This window comes from Micromonospora sp. NPDC005553, from assembly GCF_042871765.1.
Taxonomy (GTDB): Bacteria; Actinomycetota; Actinomycetes; order Mycobacteriales; family Micromonosporaceae; genus Micromonospora.
In genome coordinates, this window is record NZ_JBIAJD010000003.1 from 132129 (window position 1) to 152914 (window position 20786).

The window sequence follows — 20786 nt, forward strand, 5'->3', positions numbered from 1 at the left end:
ACACCGGGAGCTGGCCGTCTCCGCGACCGAACCCGACGGCGACGACGAGCTGGACTACGTGGCCGCGCGGCTGATCAGCGGCAAACTGACCGGCCGGCCCGTCGAGGACGCCGTCGACCTCGGCCGGATCGAGAAGGCCGTCCGCGAGATCCTGATCGCCGTCGGCGAGGACCCGGACCGCGACGGACTCCAGCAGACCCCTGCCCGGGTCGCCCGTGCGTACGCCGAACTCTTCGCCGGCCTTCGGGTCGACCCGGCCCAGGTGCTCAGCACCACCTTCGAGGCCAACCACGAAGAGCTGGTCATCGTCCGGGACATCGACGTGATGAGCCTCTGTGAGCACCACCTGCTGCCCTTCCGGGGCAGCGCGCACATCGGCTACATCCCGGGCCCCGACGGGCGGATCACCGGCCTGTCCAAGTTGGCCCGACTCGTCGAGGTCTTCGCCCGTCGTCCGCAGGTGCAGGAACGGCTCACCTCACAGGTCGCCGACCTGCTGATGAGCAAACTCGCGCCCCGCGGCGTCGTCGTCGTGCTCGAATGCGAACACATGTGCATGGCGATGCGCGGCATCCAGAAGTCCGGTGCCAAGACCATCACGTCGGCAGTACGCGGCATCCTGCAGTCGGACTCCAAGTCGCGGGCCGAGGCGATGGCGCTGATCATCCCCCGCTGAGATCCCGTCGCACCACGGCCGGCCGCCACCCCAACCGGGACGGCCGGCCGTCGCGTTTCCGCACCAGCTCGGGCAGTGCCCCGGCCGAGCGGGTCCCGCCCGTCAGCCAGCGAGCAGGGCCAGCAGCAGCCCGGCCGTGGCCAGCACCGCCGGCACCAGGCACACCAACGCGCCGAAACGCACCGTACGGTCCAGCCGCTCGGTGGGGCTGACCCGGAACAACCGGCCAATGCCGATCCAACCGGCGACGAACGCGACCGCCGGCATCGGCAGCCCGCAGATCAACGCCGCCACGGTGGCCGGTCCCACCCCCGTCGCCGCCAGAACCACGACCTGGATCAGCGGCACCAACAGCGCGAACGGCCCGTACACCAGGAGGTTGCGCGCCCTCGCGGGCCAGGACCCCGGCCGGAACCGGCGGCGCGCGGCCAGCGCCCCTTCCGCCGCCTCGGCCCAGCCACGCGCGGTCCGCAGCGCCGCCAACACGGCCGCCGGGCCGCCCGCCATCGACCGGGCCGCCTCGGTCAGCTCCGGCGGTGACGGCACCAGGGAGATCGCCGGTACGCCCAACTCGCGCAACCGTTCCTGCTGACTCGCCAGCCCGGTACGGAGCACCGTCAACTCCTCCCGGGCGGCCTCCGCCGACCGGGCCTGCTCACCGGCGGCGGCAGCCGCACCCCGGCGTACCCCGTCCAGCTGGCGGGCGGCCGCAAGATACTCAGTCCAGGCATTGCCGGGCTCGACCGCCCCCGGCGTGGCGTCCCCGATCACCGCAGCTGCCCGCTGCCGCCCCGGCCCGGTCACCGTCGCGATCGAATCCACCTCGACACCCTCCACGTGCGCCACCCGATCAGCCGGCCACGTCGGCGAACGGCACCAGGACCGTGCCCCGCTCGTCCGGGCCGTCCCAGAGCACCGCCCGGTCGGGGCGCACCTGCCACTCGACCGGCCGACCGAAGACCGCCGTGAGCTGCGCGACCGGCACGTCCAGCACGGCCACCGCAGCCAGCTTGTCGACCTCACCCGCCGGCTCGAACAACGCGGCGAACGGCGGCACCGCACGCCACCAGCCCAGCAGATGCCGCCCCGCCGGCGGCCCGTCCCGTAGGAGCGACCGCAGCCGGTCCAGCGGCAGCTCCCGGGGCCCCGGCCGGTCCAGCCCGAAGACCACCAGATACGTCGGCAGGTCGTGGGCCGCGTCCGCGAGCAGCATCGGCAGATCCACCAACTCGGCCGAATGCCGGGCCGCCAGATCGGCCGTCAACGCCTCCGCCAGGACCCGGGCCCCGGGATCCGGCGCCGCCACCAGGAAGCGGGCACTGCCCGGCGCGTGATGAGCCGACGTGCTCCGCGCCGCCGTCGCCAACAGCCCGCCCGCCGCGGTGCCCGACCCCAACACCGCGAGGTTGCGCCCAGCCGCCGGCCCCAACGGCACGGCGACCGTCGAGCGGGCCACGTCCACCGCCCGGCCCAACAGGGCGGCCGGCCCGTGAGCCTGTCCCGCCAGGGCCGCCCGGTGGCGCGGATCATTGCCCAGCAGCGGGCGGGCGTAACCCGCGAAGACCACCGGCGGCACCGACCCCGCCGGACGGGCCTCCCACAACTCGTGCCGCAGCTTCTCCACGACCTCCGGATGATCCTGCGGGTCCGGGTGACGGATCAACCGCTCGTGACCCCGGATCGCGCCCCGTGGGCCGCCGAGCCCGCCGGCCGTGTTCACCACCGCGCTGCCCACCGGCAGGCCGGCCGCCGAGTCGTTTGTCGGCTCCAACACCGGACTGCCACCCGGCAGCGCCACCCGCACCGGGAACTGCCCGAGCACCGAATCCCGATGACCAGCATCCGCCCGCGCACTCAGCCCCAACTCGCCAGCACCCGCCAGGACCAGATGCACGCCGTACGCCCGACCCGCCCGGGCCAGCCCGTCCAACTGGGCGGCCACCTCGGCGGCCAGCCGGTCCCGCTCGGCGAAGAGCAGCGGAACATTGTCCACCACACAGACGATCCGGGGCAGCGACTGGTGCTGACGCAGCTCCGCGAAGCGTTGCCCCCCGGCCCGAGCACCCGCCTCCGTGCGGCGATGGACCTCGGCCGCCAACTCGTCCAGCAGATCCCGGACGTACTCCCGGTCGGCGGCCATCGCCGCCGCGCGCACCTGCGGAACCCACGACCTGTCCCGCTCGGTCTGCAGGAACTCCACGAAGGACTCGCCGTCGCCGAGATCCGCCAGGTAGAACGCCACGTCGTCCGGGCCGTACCGGGCGGCCAGGCCGAGCAACGCGGTGGTCAGGAACGCCGCCCGGCCCGCCGCGGACCGGCCGCTCACCAGCCAGTGCGGGGTCAACTCGGTGAAGCCCAACGGCACCGACCGGCCTCCGGCATCGCCGACGGTCGTGGTCAGCCCGTCGGCCGAGTCCGATTCCCACAGTCGCTCACCCGTCGGCGGTAGCAGCGCACCCAACGCCAACCGGGAGCCCGCCTCCACCTGCTCGGCGAGCCGCCGACAAACCGCGTCGACCAGCTCGGCCGGCGGGTCCGACTCGACGAAGACCGGCGAGTTCAAACCGCCCGGCGGATCAGCGCCCGGCCCGGCGAACGACGCCCCCGGCGGATCGCCGAGCAGCGCGTACGCATTCCGCAACGCCAGTGCAGTGGTGTGCGGCAGCGGTGCCCGGGCCGAGTACGGGCCGGCGGGCGGCCAACCCGCCACCACCAGGTGCAGCCCAGCGGCCGGCCCCTGCTCGGCCAACGTCTCGATACGCGCCAGATCGGTCGGGCCTGTCGACTCCGGAAGCGCGGCCACCACCAGCAACAGCGTCCGATCGTGGCGGCGTCGCCCACTCGCCCCCGGCGTCACCCACTGCTCCGCCTCGGTCAGCACCGCGCGCAGACCCACCACGTCCACCGCCGGTGGCGGCAACAGGCCAGCATCCGCGAGTGCCCCGAACGGTGTCAGCACAGCCCCGGTGGCATCCACAGCGCGAATCAGCAGGGCACCCGCCGGGGCCGCACCCAACAACCGCAGGAGTACGGCCCGGAGCAACCCCGCAACCCGTGGCTCCCGTGCGTCAGCGTCCACGCTGAGGTGACCGGTGCCGACAAGTGGCACCAACGCGGGGAAACGAGCGTCGTCCAACGGCGCCGCAGTACCGACCCGAACGAACGGTGGCGGACCATCACCGGCCGGCGAGTCCACGGTGAGTGAGTCCAGTGCAGCACCCGACCAGCCCGGCGCCAGCAAGGCCGCAGATGTCCGCAACCGGTCGGCCACCTCGTACTGGCGGCGCTGATCGGCCGGAGCCGGCCGCGTCTCGTCCAGGATCCCGGCAGCCGCGGTCGCGACGGCCGACGCCCGACGGTGCAGGGCTGCGGCGCGGTTCGTGCGAGCCTTCGGACCGGCCACCGCGTCCACCCCCTCTACCCGAGGTTGGCAACCCCTCCCCGAGCAGAGACGGTATCCCAGCCGACGGTCCTCCTCCGGGAGGTGCCTCGGCGCTGCGCCGGTGTTGTCGTGGATCTCACCGGTGGGGAGGGGTCCGTCACGATCCGCTGGATCTGAGGCATTGGCTCCGGAGCGTCCAGCCGATAACTTCAGGAGGTGGAATCAGTGCAGCCCCCCGCCGGTTCCCAGGTCTCCCGCGTACCGGCCCAGCGGACACCGTCCGAGCAGCTGCCGCCCGCCCCGGCAACGCCGGCACCGCAGCCGCCACGCCGCCGAACGCGGACGGTGCTCACAGTCGTCGCTGGCGTGCTCGCCCTGCTCTGCCTCGGAGGCATCGCCACCGCCGTGGTCTGGTACAACCGCGCCTCGACACCCGACCGCAGCACCCCCGACGTCGCGGTGATCAATTACCTTCAGGCGACGCTCGTCTCTCGCGACCCGAACCGAGCGGGGTTGTTCACCTGCGAGGGCGCGGTCCCCTCGGTCGATGAGTTCGCTGCGGATGTTGCCGGACGTGAGCGGGAACTTGGCGTCTCTTTTTCGATCAACATCGAGGACGTTGCCGTTACTGAGACTGCCGGCGCCGACGCCACCGTTGTCGCTGTCATCCGGCGGAGCGCCGCAATTGACGGAATTCATCAGAGCTTGGCAGACACGTGGCAGTTCGATTTGAACAACCGGGACGGCTGGCGTGTTTGTGCTGGCTCCCGGATTAGTTAACTTTCATTCAATCCACAAGAGATGAACCGGCACCTCCAGCGTGGTGGGTGACTGGCCTCGCCAGGCCCAGCGGTACCACTCCACCTCGGGTGTGACTCGCACGCAGATGTCCCCTTCGGCGCCTGAGTAGGTCTCGGTGACCGCTCGAAGGTCACGGTGCTCCAGGCCGCCCTCGACGTGCACCACCCGTCGACCGGTGACCGCGTCCGCTTCGAAGACCGGCGTGGGGGTCCGGTGTGCCGGGCCGTCCAGCGAGACCAACCGGATGCCCGTGTCACGGGCGTCGTCCACTGCCGGACGGCTGCCGACCGTCTCCACCCAGACCCGCTCCACCGGCACCAGAGGCGCGAACACCTCGACCTGGTCGGCTTCGGCCCGGTACCACTCGTGCTCGGGGATCACGGGAACGTAGGTCCGGGCGCTCTGCACGACCCGGTCGTCCGCGCGCAGGTCCCCGCGCCAACCCATCCCGGGAAGCCCGACCAGCACCCGTTGGCCGCGCAGCTCGACCCGCTCAGTCGCAGGGACGATGGTCAGCGGTCTCGGCGGCTGCGGCGCCCAGTCCGGCTGGTCGGCGAAGGGATCAGGTAACGGCCCGGTCATACAGGTGCTGGCCTCACTCAGCGGCGCGCAGCGGGGCACCCCGCCCGCGCATGAACGGGACCGGATTCACCGCGCCAGACGCGTTACGGTCGTTGCGCAGGTGCACCTCGAAGTGCAGGTGCGGGCCGGAGGAGTTGCCACTGCTGCCGACCTTGCCGATCACCTGACCGGCCGTCACGATCTGGTCCTTCTTGACGAAGGGCTGAACCACCATGTGGCAGTACCGGGTGATGTAGCCGCCCGCGTGCAGCAGGTCGACGAACCAGCCGCAGCCCCCCTTTCCGGGAAATCCGTCCACGTTGCAGTCCTGCCGGCCGCGGCGGTCCTCGTCGCAGGTCGAGACCAGCACCCGGCCAGTCGCTGCGGCGCGGATCTCGGTACCCTTGGCCGCGCCGATGTCGACTCCGTTGTGGCTGGGTCGGCTGGCGGTGCGGAAACCGGAGCCGACTCCGCCGGGGATCGGCGCGGTCCAGCCGGAGGCGGCGATCTGACCGCGTTCGGCCGCGTTGCACACCGCCTTGCCGTTGATCTCGACGGTGCGGGCCGCCCCGCCGGCCAGTGCGTCCACGATCCGGCTGGCTACCTCTTCGTGCTTGGCGTACGCGTCCGGGTAGGCGCTGACCTGGACCCGCTGCGCGACCACGGTCAGCGGTCGTTGTTGCCAGCTCTCCACCTTCACGAGCTTCTCGTAGAACTTGCGGGCCGCGTACGCGGGGTTCAACCGCTCGGCGACACTGCCCCACCCCGGCCGCTGCTGGAACAGGCCCAGCGAGTCGTGGTCCGCGCCAACACCCTCGTGTGGCAGGGCCAGGGATTCGGGTACGCCGCTGTTGGCGAGGTTGCGCAGCGCGGACTCCTGCATGGCGGTGGCGAGGGCGACCACCCAGCCTCGCGAGGGCACGCCCATGTCCTGGCCGACCTTGATGATGATCGCGGCATTGCGGACCTGTGTGTCGCCGTACTGGGCGAATCGCGGCAGCTTGCCCGCGATGTTCACCGCTCGGACCGGCCCGCACTCCTTGCCTGCCATGGTGTCGCCGTTCTCGGCGTCGTCGCCTCCGAGCCCGGTGAGGAAGAACGCCGCGGTGCCGCCGGTGCAGCAGAGCAGAAGCAGCATCCCGGTGAGCACCGCGGCGACCACACCGAGCCGGAGGGGGCCGCGGCGGGTTCCGGCGTTACCAACGTCGCTCATGGCCGCTCCCAGTCCAGAACGTCGACCAGCCAACCATCGTCGGAGGTGACCAACTCCAACCGGAGCCCGCCGGCATCAAGGGGAAGCAGCAATTCGACGAACGTCTCGGTCCGCTCTCGCATGGCTGGAGGACCGGTGACCTTCTCGGCCGGCACGCTCTCGGGCTCGGCGCCAGTTAACTTCTCCCTCAGCGCCGGCGTGGAAAGCGGCCGCAGGCCAGCCTGCCACTCTTCGGTGGTCATCCCGGGACTGCCCAGCCAGGCCTTGGCGAAGCGGTCGGCGGTCTGTTCGGGCGTGCGGGCGCCGGGCGACGTCACGGGTCGCGGCGGAGCCGCGCTGTTGAGCAGGCCGTCGTCCCCGGCCGTCGGGTCCACCGTGATGATCGGCCCATCCGGACGGCTGCTCAACCCATCGGCTGAGTCACCCGGGCTGGAGATCAGCCTGGCCGCCCCGAGCACACCGACGACCACCACCCCGATCACGAGCGCAACGCCCAGCCGGGACCGCAGCGCCCGGGTGAAGAGAAATTCCAGCGCCCGTCGCATCGCCGTCACCTCGCCTCTGAGCGCACCCGAGGTCCGGTGCGATCCGGTACACGCTCGGTGGAGCCTGGGCGGTAGACAACGAACGACGGGTTCTCAGCCGGAACATCCGGCTCGGTCCAGGTCGCCGGCTGTCGGCGTCGGGGCTGCGGGGCGGTTGGGCGGCTCTGACCTTTGCCCTCCTCCGCCGGCGCCTCGTCGGGCCGCTCTCGGCCGTCGGGGCGCGCCGTGTCTGCGCGCCGGCCCTCGGCCGCGGCTGTCGGCACCGGAGCCGGGTCCTCCCGCCGCGCCTCCGGGCGTAGTCGGGTCTGTTCCGCGTTGGGTGACCGTCGACGTCCGCCCACCGGCTCGGCGGTCCCGCCCGGCTCGGCTACGTCCAGCCGAGCGGCGGTCCGCATGTCGCGAAAGAACCGGCGGTGCCAGGATCCGGCCGAACTGACCGCTTCGCTGCTGTCCTTGCCGCCGAGTTGCGTGATCCGCCGGTACGGCCGCAGCAGCAGCCACCCGACCACCCCGCAGAGCCAGACCAGCACCACCTGAAGCCAACCCGCCATGGTGGGAGTGCTCATGATCAGGTCGACGGCGAACAGGTAGATCGCTGCCCCGGTACCGAAGATGGCGATATTGAACAGCGCGGCGACCACGGCGTTCGCCAATCGCCGCAGACCGGCGCTGGCCGGCCGCAGCAGACCGATGGTGCCCAGGATCGGTGCCGCGATCACCGCCCACCGGAAGATCAGGAAACCCAGCAGGACCAGTAGCGACGCGGTCAGGTCGAACATCGCAAAGAGCAGAGCCGCGAGCACGGCGATGAAACCTGCGCCGACCCGATCCATATCGCGGACACCCTGGAGATATTCGTACGCCTCTGGGTCCTCGGCCTTGATTTGCTGCGCCACCCGGGCCCACTGCTGCTGCTTGGCCTTGATCGTCGCTTCTCGGGCCGCCGAGCTGGCGCGCATTGACTTGGCTTCGCCCCACGTCAAAGATTTTGCATCGTAGAGTGCGGGGCCGTATTTGATCGCGGTCTCGCTTTCTGCTGAACCTAATACGCCCCGGAGCCAATTCCGGTACAGCATTGTCTCGGTAGCGGTGTCGCTGGCTCGGACGGCGGGGGTTCGAAGGTCCTTGCAGCGGTCAGGATCGATGCAGCGCCCAGGGTCCGGCTCCTTCGCCTGCGGCCCAACGGCGTCATGCACCACTCCCAGACTGGTGACAAGTGCGCCGTCGGCGATGTTCGCTGACTTGACCGGCCACGCAGCCAGCGCCGTGACCGCGACCATCACCAGCAGAGCCCAGCCCGCGGTGGTCATCGCGTTGCTCATGTCTGACTGTCGGGACCGCCAGAGTAGATAGAGTCCCACTACACACAGGGTGACGATTCCGAAGACGCTGAACACCTTCTGGTACACGGCCTTAGTCGCCTGTTCGACAAGCGGGTCAGCCCATCCCCACATCGAACCGGGGTCCCAGGCGCGCTCTCTGAGCGCATTTGACGCACCGATGATCGCCGTTGCGGCCATGAACTCGCCATTGGCGATCGTCGTGGTGAACTTGTAGTCCGGATGAAGCACGCTTGAGGCGCAGCCACCGTCGATGTCATAGGTGTTATAGCTGTAGCCGCCGTAGCCATAGAGGCTGTACCGACCAGCTACTCCATTCGCGGCCTCCGTCGGTGGCGCGGCGGCGAACCAGCCGGCGAGCCCGGAGTCCGGCGTACCCGGGGTTGGTGCGTTGCGGCACGTGACCTGGTCTTCGCTGACCGCTTGTAGCTTTGCCACGCAGGCGCGGAAGTCGGCTTGCCATTCGGCGGTCGTGCAGAGGTCGGCGCGGGCCTGGGCGGCGGGCGGTGCGGCGGCTGCGGCCTCCGCGCCGATCAGCGGCCAGGTGAGGGTAGCCCCGGCCAGTACGCCAAGGGCGAGCAGGAACGACGCGGTCCTTGCCCAGGCCCTAGCCATGTCACGCCTCCAGATCCGGCAGGGGAATGCTCGGCAGGACTCCGGCCGCCGCGGCTATCGCGGCTGGCGTCGTGTCGAGGTGGTCCAGTAGCCCTTCGACGTACGAGACGTCGACTCGGACCTTCTGCACTCGTCCGTCTACGTCGCGCATCACGAACTCGCGGAAGCCGAGCCGGCTGGACGAGCTGGCGTCGGCGGCGGAGAGCGAGGCGAGGGTGGCCTCGTACCCGTCGTTGACCGGCACACGCAGCAGTCGTAGCGCTTCGGAGGCGATCTCGGCGTCCTCGGCGATGCGGCCGACGAAGACGGTGGAGACGAGGTTCTGCACGTCGAGGCCGAGGATGTCGCGGGGGTTCTGGGAGGCGACCAGTGCGGCCAGGTTCCATTTGCGGGAGTCGCGGGCGAGTCGGACCAGGAAGGACCGCCCGGACCGCCAGCCTTCCATGAAGTGCGCCTCGTCGAGGCCGACGAGTTTGCGGGATGACATCGAGCCGCCGTAGCAGCGCCGGACGGCGAGCCGGTGCGCTGTGTGCAGCATCGGCAGGGCCAGTGCTTCCTCGGCTGACCAGTACTCGCGTTCAATCTTGAGGTCGGGCAACCGTAGCCCGGCCATGGTGATCACGGTGAGTGCCGCGTCGGCACCGAGCAGCCCTTCCGGCGGTCGGCCGAAGAAGAGCATGGCCAGTGGCATCTCGGCGGTGTCCAGCAGGAGGTTGGCCAGTTCCTTGCCGGCGTCGTCGTCGAGCCGTCCGAGGCAGCTCACCACGTCGTCGAGGGTGGAGGTCTCCTCGGCGGGGACCTGGCGGACGGCGTGCCGGAAGAGGGTGGCGGTCGACGCCTCCCTGGCCACCTGCGGCGGGACGAGCATCATGCAGATGTCCTGGACCAGCATCCGCCGCTCGGCCCGGGCGTTGGAGACGGCGATCTCGAACTCGCGGTCGCCGGCGGCCCCTGTGCCGAACTCGGAGCGCAGCGGCGTCGGGATCAGCGAGTAGGGCGCCAGGGTGCCGTGTTCCGAGCCGGTCAGGTTCAACACCCGGGAGTACGGCCGCAGCTCGGGCATCGCGCAGAGGCGGGCCAGTGGGCCGGACGGGTCGAGCAGAGTCACCTGGACACCTCGGCGGGCGGCCAGGTAGCCCAGGGCGCCGAGCAGGGTGGACTTGCCACCGCCCGGTTCGGCGACGAAGACCGCGAGCCCGGAGCGTTCCCGGACCTCCATGGGGAAGTGCAGGTCGAGGAAGACCGGGCGGCGGCAGGTGCCGGCGGTACGGCCGATCAGGTCGCCCCGCCGGTCGCCCACGTTGGACGCGGCCTGGGGGAGCGCGGCGGCGAGCAACGGCACCGGCATGCGACGCACGTAGCCGGTGTTGGCGATCGGCTCGCCGGGGATGAACTCGCGGGCCAGCCAGTCCTGGTTCTTCGGGTGCTGCAGCGAGATGCGCAGCTCCCGGGAGTAGAGCTGAATGAGCCGACGGGCCCGCTCCAGGCATTCCTCTCTGGTCCGGCCGCCGACTGCGATGCGGTGCCAGCCGTGCGCACGGGCCGAGTCGACCGGGAGACCGGTGGTCATCTCGTCGCCGATCACCAGGGCGCGCTTGGCCAGTCGTTCCAGCTCCGGGGGCGCGTCGATGCCGTGTTCGGCGTAGTCGAGCTGTTGCGAGCGGATCATCCGCAGCCGGTGTTCCAGGTTACGGAAGGAGTCGCCGGAGCCGAGGATGTCGACGCGGGTGGAGATCTCCATCGGCCAGGGCAGCCGCTCGTGGAAGTGCAGCCAGGGCTCGTGTCGTTCGGGGATCTCCAGCGGCTCCATCCGACCGACGGCGAGCACTGCCACGTGCCGCTCCTCGCCGGTCATCCGGTTGACCAGCTTGACCGTCGAGCCGTACGGGGTGCGGTAGCGCTCTACCTGCTCGGTCATGGCGAGCAGGTCGCCGCGCTCCCAGCGCCCGTCGGTCACGGGGGAGAGGGTGCTCGGCGGTGACATGCACAGCGCCACCGAGCGGTAGAGCAGCCATTCCAGCTCCTGGGCGGTGACCCGTCGGCCGCGCATGCCGAATGCCCCGAGCACCTCGTCGAACTGTTCGACGGTGCGGCCGAGCTTGCGGCGCTCGCCATCGGCGGTGCCTCGTCCGAAGGTGCGCAGCAGCCGCTCGGTGAGCGAGTCGCCGAGGGAACGTCGGGCGAAGGTGACACCGAGGTAGGTCTGGCCCTCGGCGTGGTTGACCGCCATCAGGTGGCGTTGGGCGGCGACCAGGTGGTCGGCCCAGCCGGTGGTGCCGGGAACGTCGGGCAGCGGCGCCGCCGTGTGCGTGTCGATGGTGCGAGCCCACTCGTCAGCGGGGAACGGCCGGGTGGTGCGGCGCAGGTGCAGTCGGAAGCCGGCCAGGCCGGCGTACTGCTCGGAGATCGCCGACAGCAGCGCCTCGCGTTCGGCGTCCGGCCGGAACGCCCAGCGGACCTCGGGCAGCCAGTACCAGGCAGTGACGGTGTTCGGTGTGAAGGTGAGGTGGCCGGCGATCTCGGTGATGGCCAGTTCGACCGACGGATCCCGATCACCGAACTTGATCTTCGGAGCGCGAACCCGGGTCGGCTTGATCGGTCGGTCCGGTCGGCTCGCCGTGCGCTGTCGGGGTGCGGCTATCTCCTTACCGGGGGCCGCGGTGCCGGTGCCTCTGGGTCGTTCCGGGTCGGTGGACCGACGCGCGGTGCGCTCGAGAGCTGGCCGATTCGCAGATGTGATCATCGCCGGCTGCTCCGGCGGAGCCGTGGACCGGCTGGCGGCCGTCGGCTGGGGCTGCGCCTGAGCAGCCGGTCGGGCCGCCGGCGTCGCTGGGGGGCGGCCACTCGGCGCGGTGCTGGCGGGTCGGCGGGCGGGGCCGGTGGTCGCGGACGGACCGCCGGCGGACGGATCGGGCTCATCGGACAATCGCCCCATCGGCCGTCGATCCCCGGCCTGATGCGGCACCCGGGACTCGCTGGCCTGGTGGCCGCCCCCGTGCCGAGGGTCGGCGGGTAGGCCACCGTTGTCGGCGGGGGTCCACGGTGGCTCAAGCTCGGGAACCGCGCGAGCGGGTGCCGGGCCGGCGGTTGGTGGCGGCTGATGCGGGATCGCCGGCTGCTCGCGGGTGCTCGGGCCGGCCGTGACGGCTCGCGCCGTGCCGGGTCGCCCTCCGCCACCGAAGAGGTCCAGGAAGGGGGAGTCGATGTCGGCGTTCTCGCCGGCCGACACGGCGGTGGGCTCGGCCGGTGGCGGCCGGCGGGGAACCGGCCGGGGTGCCTGGAACACGCCGACGGCACCGTGGCCGGGCGACGTCACCAGCGCGGGGTCGAGGGCAACCTCGTCCTCGTCCTCGATGTAGTCGAACGAGTGCGCACGGTGACCGACCGGTGCGCCAGGGCGGCCGGCCGGGGAGCCCGGCGTGGAGGAGCGGCTCATGCGATCGCCTCGGCGGCTGCCGGCAGACCCATGCCCGCGTCCTGCGACGGACCGTTCGACATACGTCCGGTCATGCCAGTTCCTCCCGAATCCTGATCCGGCTGCCGACCAGGCGCGGATCGCGCTGCTCGACCGCCGGCTCCCGGGTGCGTCGCCAGTCGGTCAGCGCGGTGCGGATGACCACCCGCGCCGGCCGATCGGGGTCGACGTGCCGGAAGATGAACGACGTGGTCACGATGGCGAGCGCGATCTCCCAGGCGGGGAAGAGCTCGACCGTCAACGTGAACAGCCAGTGGATGAACATGTAGAGGGGGACCAGCAACATGAAGAGCCCGTACTGGGCGTAGGGCAGGTGGACCGGAAGGGTGTAACCGGGCGGCCCGAGGTAGACCAGGCGGGCCCGGTAGATGTCGTCGTCGGTGCGCAGCCGCATCTGGTGAACGCGCCTATTCGAAGATCAGGTCGATCAGGTAATCGCCGACGAAGAAGAGTGTTGCCGCGCCCGCGATGAAGGCGAGCCCGACGATGGCGATCGCGGAGCTGGTCAGCACCTTGGAGATCTCGCCTCGGCTGGCACGGCCGATGAAGATGACGCCCAGGACTGCGAGCAGGATCGGCGCGATCTTGCTGGCGAAGAAGGTGACGACACTGTTGGTGTCGATCCCCTTCGGTGCCGGCTCCGCGAGTGGAGTCGACGCCAGGGTGGAGAGCGCGTGGGCGACGCCGGACGACGCCGTCTCCATGAGCTCGTAGGCGATCACTGGAACCTCCCCATAGCGCGGCCGGCGATGCCGCGGCGGTGCAATAGGCAAGCCTGGCGGGAAAAGTGCTCCACAGGGCATGGCGTTCTTGACCCTGTGTTCGTTACTCACCACGGAGGGTGGCGAGGTTTGGGCGGATTTTCCCCGCTTCGGCCCTCCCTCCAAGCTTCGCCATCTCGATGCTGGCCAATTCCAAAGCGTACGGGCCGCCCCGGATTGCGACAAGCCGCGAAGGGACTGCCTGATACTGCCCGGATGACCGATCGTACACCTGTTCTAATCGGCACGTCAGGGGTAGTGGTGCGGGGCCCACCCGGGTCGCTGGGCGCCGCCGCCGCGACCGGTACCGTCTAGTCGTGACCGATCTGGTGCGGGCTTCGGGCCCGGTGGTGATGGGCGTCCTCAACGTCACACCGGACTCCTTCTCCGACGGCGGACGGTACGCCGACCTGGATGCCGCCGTCGGACACGGCGTCCGTCTGCGGGACGCCGGAGCGCAGCTGGTCGACATCGGCGGCGAGTCGACCCGTCCGGGTGCCGCGCGGATCGACGCCGAGACCGAGGCCGAACGGGTGTTGCCGGTCATTCGCGAACTGACCGCCGCCGGTGTGGCGGTCAGCGTCGACACCAGCCGCGCGCGGGTCGCGGAGGCCGCCCTGGCCGCCGGCGCGGCGGTGGTCAACGACGTCTCCGGTGGCCTGGCCGACCCGGACATGGCCCGGGTGGTCCGCGACGCGCACTGCCCCTGGGTGCTGATGCACTGGCGAGGGCACTCCAGGGCCATGCGCGACCTGGCCACCTACACGGACGTGGTGGCCGACGTCCGGGCCGAGCTGTCCCAACGGATCGACACGGCGCTGGCCGCCGGGGTGGCCGCCGACCGCCTCATCGTCGACCCCGGGCTCGGCTTCGCCAAGACGGCCGCGCACAACTGGGAGCTCAGCGCCCGCCTGCCGGAGTTGCTGGATCTCGGCTACCCGCTGCTCTTCGGGGCGAGCCGCAAGTCGTACCTCGGTGGGTTGCTCGCCGCCGCGGACGGTACGCCGCGACCGACCGCCCAGCGGGAGGCGGCCACCGTGGCCACCAGTGTGCTGGCGGTCGCCGCGGGCGCCTGGGGCGTACGCGTGCACGACGTGCGGGCCACCGCCGACGCGCTCGCCGTCTGGGCGGCGACCGGCAGCCCTCGTCTGGCCGTGCCGCAGCACGACAGGAAGCTGACCCACCACGATCACGAGCATGGGGTACGGCGATGACGACGGACCGGATCCAGCTGACCGGCCTGCGGGCGCACGGCCGGCACGGGGTGTACGACTTCGAGCGCGAACAGGGGCAGGACTTCGTGGTCGACGCCGTCCTGGAGCTGGACCTCGGCCCGGCCGCCGCCAGTGACGACGTTGCCGCCACGGTGCACTACGGCGAGTTGGCCGAACGCCTGGTCGCGGTGGTGACCGGCGAGCCGGTCAACCTGATCGAGACCCTGGCGGACCGGCTCCTCGCGGTCTGCCTGGCAGACGTTCGGGTCGACGCCGCGACGATCACAGTGCACAAGCCCGAGGCGCCGGTGCCGCACACCTTCACCGACGTGGCCGTCACGATGACCCGGGCGCGTACCCGGTGACCCGGGCGGTTCTCTCGCTCGGCAGCAACCTGGGCGACCGCCTGGAGCACCTGCGCACGGCCGTCGCCACCCTCGGCGACGCGGTGCTCGTGCTCTCCGGGGTGTACGAGACTCCACCGTGGGGCGACACCGATCAGCCCGCGTACCTCAACGCGGTGGTGCTCGTGCAGGACGAGAGCGCGACCCCGCGCGACTGGCTGGAACGGGCCCGCGACGCGGAGCGCGCGGCCGGCCGGGTCCGTGACCCGCAGCGGCGGTTCGGGCCGCGCACCCTCGACGTGGACGTGATCGCGGTCTGGGGCGACGACGACGAGCCGGTGCTCAGCGACGACCCGGAGTTGACCCTGCCGCACCCCCGGGCGCACCTGCGCGCCTTCGTGCTGCGTCCGTGGATCGACATCCAGCCGTACGGACGGCTGCCCGGTCACGGCTGGCTGACCGACCTGCTGACCGCCGGCCCTGCGGCGGACGGGGCGTTGGAACTGCGTCCCCGGCCGGAGTTGGCGTTAGAGTCGACGGCATGACCGAGCGGAACCGGCCGGCATGACGCAGGCGAAGCCCCCACCCCGCGGGTCGGGCCCGGACGGGTCGCGGATGGGCCCCACCCGGATCTCGACCCTGGTCGTGGCCGGCCTGGCTGCGGCCGCGGTTGCCTGGCTGCTGATCAGCACCCTCTACTACAGCGGGATTCCCCGGCTGCCCTGGCTGCCGGTGGTGACGCTGGCCGGGCTCGCCGTGCTGGAGGCGTACGCCGCGATCAACACCCGGGGCCGGATCGAGCGCAAACCGGGTCGGGAGCCGGTCAATCCGCTGTTGGTCGCCCGCTTCGTGGTGCTGGCCAAGGCGTCGGCGCTGGCCGCCGCGATCTTCGCGGGCTTCTACGCGGGGCTCACCGGCTGGCTCTTCGTGGAGACCACCCGCGCCGCCCTGGACGATCGGCCGGCCGCCGGCGGAGGCCTGCTCGCCTCGCTGGCACTGGTCGGCGCCGCGCTCTGGTTGGAGCGCTCCTGCCGGGTGCCGGAACGCCCGGACGACGAGCACGAGCAGGACCCGCGGGAGAGCCGCCCCGGCCAGCGCTGAGCAGGGGGTTACGCCCGGCTGCGGTCGCGGGTACGGTGCCTGCGATCGGGGAGCAAGGGCCGCCCAGGGTCCGTCCGTGCGCCGGACTGGGGACGGTCGGCCACTGGGGAGGCGGCGTCATGGGTTACGAAGAAGCGGGCCGGGACCGGTCGGCCGAACCCTCTTCCGGGGTGCCGGCCGCCGTCCTGGACAACGTCTTCGACGATCCCACCCACGGTGAGCCCGGCCGGGATCGGATCGGCGTACACCTGGGGTGGGAGCTGCTGCTGCTGGCCGGGCTGGCCGTCGTGAGCTGGCTGCTCTGGCGGGAGGATCCGGCTGCGGTGCGCGACGAGAACCTGCGCACGCTCCTGATCGACGCGGTCGGGCTGGGGTTGCTCGCACTGGCCGCAGGGTTGAGCTTGCGGACTGCCGCGCCTAACTTGGCCGTCGGCCCGATCGCGGTGGCCGCCGCCCTGCACTACGCCGAGCAGGGTGACCGGGGTCTGCCGGAGTCGCTCGGCCCGGCCGTGGCGGTCGCCGCGGTGGGCGGGCTGGCGCTGGCGCTGGCCGTGGTGGTGCTGCACGTGCCGGGCTGGGCGGCCAGCCTGGCCGGCGCCGCCGCCGTGGTGGTGTACATCGAACGTCGATCGGCGCCCGTGCTGGTACAGGGCGACTACGACCCCAGGGGCAGCGCCGGTTACCTGTTCGCCGGGTTCGCCGCGGTGGCCGTCCTGGGTGGGTTGTTCGGCGCGATCCGGGCGATCCGTCGGCTCGTCGGCCGATACCGACCGATCGCCGATCCGGCCCGTCGGCGGGGCGCGGTCGCCGCCGTCGTGACCGCCGCCGCGCTTGTCGTCTCCACCGTGCTGGCCGCTCTGGCCGGCATACTGCTCGCCGCCAACGACCCCGGGCCGGTGGCGCCCACCTCGGGGCTGGACTGGACGGTGCTGGCCGTCGGCGTGGCCATGCTCGCCGGCACCAGCGCGTACGGCCGCCGGGGCGGTGTGTTCGGCATGCTGTTGGCGGTCGGCCTGGTCACCGTCTTCCAGGTGTACGCCTCGGAGCGCGGCTGGACGCTGAGCAACTGGGTGGTCGGTGGGGCCGCGCTCGGCGTCGGGCTGCTGGCGACTCGGCTGGTCGAGACGCTGGGGCGGCCCCGAACGGGCAGGCCCGAGCGGCCCGAGCCGGTCGGCGACGGCACGATCAGCTCGGGCTGGACCACGCCGCAGCCGCAGTCCGTCGACAACTGGCCTCCCACGCTGCCGACCCAGGCCGCGCCGCAGCCGATCGACCCGTGGCGGGATCCGCGGTGGGAGGACGGCCCGCGACGGTGGGACACCGACGAGCGGTGAGCCGCGCCGCGTCCGCCGAGCCGGAGCTGATCTCGACCGTTAGGCTCGGCGACATGACCGACTCACCTGCCGCCACCCCGGGCGGAACCTCGTTCGAGGAGCTTGACGCGCTGTCCACCGAGGAGTTGCGGGAGCGGGCGTTCGCCCGGGCCCGGGACAATCGGGACGTGGGCTTCTTCTGGTCGGTGCTGCGCCACCTGCCGAACGCGGACGAGGCAACGGTGCTGGATGGCGCCCCGAACTCGATTGGCCCGACGATCGACGAGGCCAACGCGCTGTGGCGGGAGCTGACCGGTCACGGCTACGAGGAGTCGGCGCCGCTGCTGCGGGCCGCCTTCATCGACTACCTGATGAAGCACTGAGCCGCTCGGGGCAGCCCAGGTCCGCCCGATCCACCGGTTCGGGGCCTGGGCGGATCGCGTCGCTGGTCCACCGTTCCGGCCCGGTCAGCCGCTACGGCACGGCCGCCGGCACCGGCGCGCTCGCCGTGTTGCTGCTGGTCGGCATCTGCGGCAGTCCGGCGTACACCGGGTGGGCCGTCACCCTGACCGACCCGGAGTCGGCCGGGGCCTTCTACGCGCGCCTGCTCGCCTGGCCGGCCTGGCGGCTCGACGCGGACGGGCAGGCCGGCGGGTTGTTCGCCGCCGACCTGCGAGCCGTCCTGCTGGTGGTCCTCGCGGTGGCGCTGCTCTACCTGTTGCCCGCCGCCCAGGTCGCCCGGGTGCCCGGCCCGGTCAGCCAGTTCTTCTCCGGCTGGGCCGCGTACGTGCTGGCTGGCGGGTTGGCCGCGGTGTTGGCGGCGCTGCTCGGCCCGGCACCGTCACTGCTGGGGGCCCTTCAGGACGCCAGCACCGGCGCCGGTTACGGCTTCCTCACCGGGTGGATCATCGGCATCGCCAGCCTCGGCGGTCGCGCCTGACCCCGCCTCGACAGTCGCCCTGACCACACCGAGGTGGGGTCAGGCGCGACTGTCGTACGTGCGCCGGGGCGAGTCAGCTGGTCGGGCGGCCGAGGTCGAGGAGGCGCTGTCGGCTGAGCGCGCCCACCGGCCGGCCGGCGTCGGTCACGAGGAGCCGGTCCCGGCCCGAGGTGAGCAGGACCGCCAACGCGTCGTACGCCGAGCCGTCCACGGCGACGGTGGGCAGGTCCGGTGCGGCGTCCTCGGGCACCGGCTCCAGCGCCTCCCGGTCGAGCGGGGTGACCGCCAACCGGCGGATGCCCCGGTCGGCGCCGACGAACTCGCGTACGAACGCGGTGGCGGGTGCGCCGAGCAGCGCGGCCGGGGTGTCGTACTGCTCCAGGTGCCCGCCCTCGGAGAGGACGGCGATCCGGTCACCGAGTCGGACGGCCTCGTCGAGGTCGTGGGTGACCAGCACGATCGTCTTGCGCACCTCGGCCTGGAGGCGCAGGAACTCCTCCTGGAGGCGGGACCGGACGATCGGGTCGACGGCCGAGAACGGTTCGTCCATCAACAGCACCACCGGGTCGGCAGCGAGCGCCCGGGCCACCCCGACCCGCTGCCGCTGGCCACCCGACAGCTCGTGCGGGTAGCGACCGCCGAACTCGGCAGGGTCCAGCCCGACGAGGTCGAGCAACTCGTCGACCCGGGCCCGGGTCTGGCCCTTGGGCCAGCGGAGCAGGCCCGGCACGGTGGCCACGTTGGCCCGCACGGTCTGGTGTGGAAAGAGGCCGACGTTCTGGATCACGTATCCGATTCGACGGCGCAGTCGCACCGGGTCGACGTTCGTAACGTCCTCGTCGCCGAGCGTGATGCGACCGGCGGTCGGTTCGATCAGGCGATTGATCATCCGCAGCACCGTCGACTTGCCGCAGCCGGACGGGCCGATCAGCACCACCAGCTCGCCGGCCCGGACCTCCAGGCTGAGGTCCCGGACAGCTTCGGTGCCGTTCGGGTAGCGCTTCTGGATGCCCTCCAGGGAGATCGACGCCGCGCGAGGGGATTGGGTCACGTCGGTAGCCTCCGGGGTAACGTCCACGTATGTCCTTCCGCCTGAGCTACCGGGCCGACCCGGGTAACCCCTGGTTCTCCTGGCAGTACGTGCGGGACAACTCTGACACGATCCTCGCCGCGGTGCGCGAACACGCCTCCCTCACCGGGCGAGCGGTGTTGATCGCGGTGTTGATCGCCCTGCCGTTGTCCGTGTTGGCGTACTGGGTCCGTCCGCTCGCCGGTCCGATCCTCGCTGTCAGCGGGGTTGTCTACACCATCCCGTCGTTGGCGCTCTTCGCGTTCATCGCCCCCTACCTGGGCACCGGTGCGACCACGGTGCTGGTCGGGCTGGTCCTCTACGCGTTGCTGCTGATCGTGCGCAACGTGGTGGCCGGCCTCAACCAGGTGCCCCCGGAGGTTCGCGAGGCCGCCGAGGGCATGGGTTACGGCCGCTGGAGGCGGCTGTTCCGGATCGACCTCCCGCTGGCGTTGCCGGGCATCGTGACCGGTGTACGGCTGGCGACCGTCTCGACGGTGGCGTTGGTCACGGTCGGGGTGCTGGTCGGGCACGGCGGGCTCGGGCAGCTCATCTTCGCGGGCTTCCAGAACAACCTCTACAAGGCCGAGATCATGACGGCCGCACTGCTCTGCGTTGCGCTTGCGGTCGTGCTCGACCTGTTGCTCATCCTGGTCGCCCGACTGGTGACCCCCTGGTCCACCCGGAGGGCACGGTGACCGTCGCGGAGAACCCGATCGGGCAGGCCGTCACCTGGATCAACGACCCACTGAACTGGACCAACCCCGGCGGCATGCTGGACCGGCTCGGCGAGCACCTGACGATCTCCGCCCTGGCCGTGGCGCTCGGCTGCCTGGTGGCCTGGCCGCTCGGGCTCTGGTTGGGGCACCTCGGTCGAGGTGGCGGCCTTGTGGTGCTGATCTCCAACGCCACCCTGGCCATCCCCACCCTGGCGCTGCTGACCATCCTCCCGGTGATCTTCGCCAGCGGCTTCGGGAAGACGCCGGTCGTGGTGGCGCTCGCCGTCTTCGCCGTGCCACCGCTGCTGGCCAACGCGTACACCGGGGTGCGGCAGGTGGACCCTGAGGCCCGCGACGCGGCCCGGGGGATGGGCCTGTCCAGCACGCAGCTGTTGCGCCGGGTGGAGTTGCCGCTCGCGGTGCCCTATCTGGCGGCCGGCTTCCGCACCGCGGCGGTTCAGGTGATCGCGACCGCCGCGCTGGCCTCCTTCGTCAACGGCGGCGGCCTGGGCCAGATCATCCGGACGGGCTTCGGCATCGGAATCGCGGCCGGCGGCGGGCAGATCGTCGCCGGTGGTGTGCTGGTGGCCGGGCTCGCGCTGCTGGCCGAGGTGGTCCTCGGCGGCGTCGAACGGCTGGTCACCCCCAAGCCGCTGCGGCGTGGGCGGCAGCGCCTCGGGCGGCCCCGGGCCGCCGACGCCACCGGGAGCGCCTGAC

Annotated in this window: 21 protein-coding genes; 11 read left to right on the plus strand and 10 right to left on the minus strand. The window is 71.7% G+C overall.

Annotation, left to right across the window (positions count from 1 at the left end; all coding sequences use genetic code 11):
- Positions 1-10 precede the first annotated feature (10 nt).
- Complete coding sequence (gene folE, locus ACFYPG_RS13055; RefSeq protein ID WP_091403265.1) at positions 11-676, plus strand: GTP cyclohydrolase I FolE; 666 nt, start codon at positions 11-13, stop codon at positions 674-676.
- Between the two features lie 102 nt (positions 677-778).
- Here the strand turns inward: folE and ACFYPG_RS13060 are convergent, their stop codons facing one another.
- Together ACFYPG_RS13060 and ACFYPG_RS13065 are read right to left on the minus strand one after the other, a co-directional pair.
- Positions 779-1498 carry a hypothetical protein gene (locus tag ACFYPG_RS13060; RefSeq protein ID WP_387352688.1) on the minus strand — a complete coding sequence of 240 codons (720 nt, stop codon included), beginning with the start codon at positions 1496-1498 and terminating at the stop codon, positions 779-781.
- A gap of 28 nt (positions 1499-1526) precedes the next feature.
- A complete protein-coding gene (locus tag ACFYPG_RS13065) occupies positions 1527-4088 on the minus strand; it encodes an FtsK/SpoIIIE domain-containing protein (protein ID WP_387351983.1) in 2562 nt (853 codons plus the stop codon).
- Positions 4089-4424: 336 nt separating this feature from the next.
- Here ACFYPG_RS13065 and ACFYPG_RS13070 point away from each other — a divergent pair, with 336 nt between their 5' ends.
- Positions 4425-4838 (plus strand): hypothetical protein, encoded by a 414-nt coding sequence (locus ACFYPG_RS13070; protein WP_387351985.1) that lies wholly within the window; start codon positions 4425-4427, stop codon positions 4836-4838.
- A 3-nt stretch (positions 4839-4841) separates the two neighbouring features.
- Here ACFYPG_RS13070 and ACFYPG_RS13075 read toward each other — a convergent pair whose 3' ends face one another.
- The 7 genes from ACFYPG_RS13075 to ACFYPG_RS13105 all read right to left on the minus strand — a co-directional run bounded on the left by ACFYPG_RS13075 (position 4842) and on the right by ACFYPG_RS13105 (position 13330).
- Positions 4842-5441 carry a hypothetical protein gene (locus ACFYPG_RS13075; protein ID WP_387351987.1) on the minus strand — a complete coding sequence of 200 codons (600 nt, stop codon included), beginning with the start codon at positions 5439-5441 and terminating at the stop codon, positions 4842-4844.
- A 13-nt stretch (positions 5442-5454) separates the two neighbouring features.
- The gene (locus ACFYPG_RS13080) at positions 5455-6633 is read right to left on the minus strand and encodes a M23 family metallopeptidase (protein WP_387351989.1); all 1179 of its coding nucleotides are present in this window, start codon (positions 6631-6633) and stop codon (positions 5455-5457) included.
- Positions 6630-7187, minus strand: coding sequence for a hypothetical protein (locus ACFYPG_RS13085; protein WP_387351991.1), 558 nt, complete (start codon positions 7185-7187; stop codon positions 6630-6632). Before ACFYPG_RS13085 ends, ACFYPG_RS13080 begins: the two co-directional genes overlap by 4 nt.
- The gene (locus ACFYPG_RS13090) at positions 7184-9133 is read right to left on the minus strand and encodes an MFS transporter (RefSeq protein ID WP_387351992.1); all 1950 of its coding nucleotides are present in this window, start codon (positions 9131-9133) and stop codon (positions 7184-7186) included. The genes ACFYPG_RS13085 and ACFYPG_RS13090 overlap by 4 nt, the downstream gene beginning before the upstream one ends.
- Position 9134: 1 nt before the next feature.
- Entirely contained in the window at positions 9135-12569 is a 3435-nt protein-coding gene (locus ACFYPG_RS13095) for an ATP-binding protein (RefSeq protein WP_387351993.1), read from the minus strand.
- 70 nt (positions 12570-12639) lie between these two features.
- Positions 12640-13002: a hypothetical protein gene (locus ACFYPG_RS13100; RefSeq protein ID WP_053654782.1), complete on the minus strand. Its 363-nt coding sequence runs from the start codon at positions 13000-13002 to the stop codon at positions 12640-12642.
- Positions 13003-13015: 13 nt separating this feature from the next.
- Positions 13016-13330 (minus strand): hypothetical protein, encoded by a 315-nt coding sequence (locus ACFYPG_RS13105; protein ID WP_355005962.1) that lies wholly within the window; start codon positions 13328-13330, stop codon positions 13016-13018.
- A 356-nt stretch (positions 13331-13686) separates the two neighbouring features.
- Between ACFYPG_RS13105 and folP the strand changes: the two genes are divergently transcribed.
- From folP to ACFYPG_RS13140, 7 genes are all read left to right on the plus strand, one after another.
- Positions 13687-14583, plus strand: coding sequence for a dihydropteroate synthase (gene folP, locus ACFYPG_RS13110; RefSeq protein WP_387351994.1), 897 nt, complete (start codon positions 13687-13689; stop codon positions 14581-14583).
- Positions 14580-14948: a dihydroneopterin aldolase gene (folB, locus tag ACFYPG_RS13115; RefSeq protein WP_355005960.1), complete on the plus strand. Its 369-nt coding sequence runs from the start codon at positions 14580-14582 to the stop codon at positions 14946-14948. Before folP ends, folB begins: the two co-directional genes overlap by 4 nt.
- Complete coding sequence (gene folK / locus ACFYPG_RS13120) at positions 14945-15472, plus strand: 2-amino-4-hydroxy-6-hydroxymethyldihydropteridine diphosphokinase (protein WP_387351996.1); 528 nt, start codon at positions 14945-14947, stop codon at positions 15470-15472. The genes folB and folK overlap by 4 nt, the downstream gene beginning before the upstream one ends.
- Before the next feature lie 19 nt (positions 15473-15491).
- Complete coding sequence (locus tag ACFYPG_RS13125) at positions 15492-16028, plus strand: DUF3180 domain-containing protein (RefSeq protein WP_355005958.1); 537 nt, start codon at positions 15492-15494, stop codon at positions 16026-16028.
- A 119-nt stretch (positions 16029-16147) separates the two neighbouring features.
- On the plus strand, positions 16148-17362 hold the full coding sequence (locus ACFYPG_RS13130) for an ABC transporter permease (RefSeq protein ID WP_387351997.1): 1215 nt from the start codon (positions 16148-16150) through the stop codon (positions 17360-17362).
- A gap of 53 nt (positions 17363-17415) precedes the next feature.
- Positions 17416-17724 carry a hypothetical protein gene (locus tag ACFYPG_RS13135; protein ID WP_355005956.1) on the plus strand — a complete coding sequence of 103 codons (309 nt, stop codon included), beginning with the start codon at positions 17416-17418 and terminating at the stop codon, positions 17722-17724.
- A gap of 125 nt (positions 17725-17849) precedes the next feature.
- Positions 17850-18281: a hypothetical protein gene (locus tag ACFYPG_RS13140; RefSeq protein ID WP_372493575.1), complete on the plus strand. Its 432-nt coding sequence runs from the start codon at positions 17850-17852 to the stop codon at positions 18279-18281.
- Positions 18282-18354: 73 nt separating this feature from the next.
- Here ACFYPG_RS13140 and ACFYPG_RS13145 read toward each other — a convergent pair whose 3' ends face one another.
- Positions 18355-19359 (minus strand): ABC transporter ATP-binding protein, encoded by a 1005-nt coding sequence (locus ACFYPG_RS13145; protein ID WP_387351998.1) that lies wholly within the window; start codon positions 19357-19359, stop codon positions 18355-18357.
- A 2-nt stretch (positions 19360-19361) separates the two neighbouring features.
- Between ACFYPG_RS13145 and ACFYPG_RS13150 the strand changes: the two genes are divergently transcribed.
- Together ACFYPG_RS13150 and ACFYPG_RS13155 are read left to right on the plus strand one after the other, a co-directional pair.
- Positions 19362-20048 (plus strand): ABC transporter permease, encoded by a 687-nt coding sequence (locus ACFYPG_RS13150; RefSeq protein ID WP_091403225.1) that lies wholly within the window; start codon positions 19362-19364, stop codon positions 20046-20048.
- The gene (locus ACFYPG_RS13155; RefSeq protein ID WP_387352000.1) at positions 20045-20785 is read left to right on the plus strand and encodes an ABC transporter permease; all 741 of its coding nucleotides are present in this window, start codon (positions 20045-20047) and stop codon (positions 20783-20785) included. Before ACFYPG_RS13150 ends, ACFYPG_RS13155 begins: the two co-directional genes overlap by 4 nt.
- Position 20786 lies beyond the last annotated feature (1 nt).

What these genes read in the sequence shown, in the direction of transcription:
- ACFYPG_RS13075 (WP_387351987.1), bottom strand. Translation starts at nt 5,441, where the DNA reads ATGACCGGGCCGTTACCTGATCCCTTCGCCGACCAGCCGGACTGGGCG.
- ACFYPG_RS13080 (WP_387351989.1), bottom strand. Translation starts at nt 6,633, where the DNA reads ATGAGCGACGTTGGTAACGCCGGAACCCGCCGCGGCCCCCTCCGGCTC.
- ACFYPG_RS13090 (WP_387351992.1), bottom strand. Translation starts at nt 9,133, where the DNA reads ATGGCTAGGGCCTGGGCAAGGACCGCGTCGTTCCTGCTCGCCCTTGGC.
- ACFYPG_RS13095 (WP_387351993.1), bottom strand. Translation starts at nt 12,569, where the DNA reads ATGAGCCGCTCCTCCACGCCGGGCTCCCCGGCCGGCCGCCCTGGCGCA.
- ACFYPG_RS13100 (WP_053654782.1), bottom strand. Translation starts at nt 13,002, where the DNA reads ATGCGGCTGCGCACCGACGACGACATCTACCGGGCCCGCCTGGTCTAC.
- folB (WP_355005960.1), top strand. Translation starts at nt 14,580, where the DNA reads ATGACGACGGACCGGATCCAGCTGACCGGCCTGCGGGCGCACGGCCGG.
- ACFYPG_RS13125 (WP_355005958.1), top strand. Translation starts at nt 15,492, where the DNA reads ATGACGCAGGCGAAGCCCCCACCCCGCGGGTCGGGCCCGGACGGGTCG.
- ACFYPG_RS13130 (WP_387351997.1), top strand. Translation starts at nt 16,148, where the DNA reads ATGGGTTACGAAGAAGCGGGCCGGGACCGGTCGGCCGAACCCTCTTCC.
- ACFYPG_RS13135 (WP_355005956.1), top strand. Translation starts at nt 17,416, where the DNA reads ATGACCGACTCACCTGCCGCCACCCCGGGCGGAACCTCGTTCGAGGAG.
- ACFYPG_RS13150 (WP_091403225.1), top strand. Translation starts at nt 19,362, where the DNA reads ATGTCCTTCCGCCTGAGCTACCGGGCCGACCCGGGTAACCCCTGGTTC.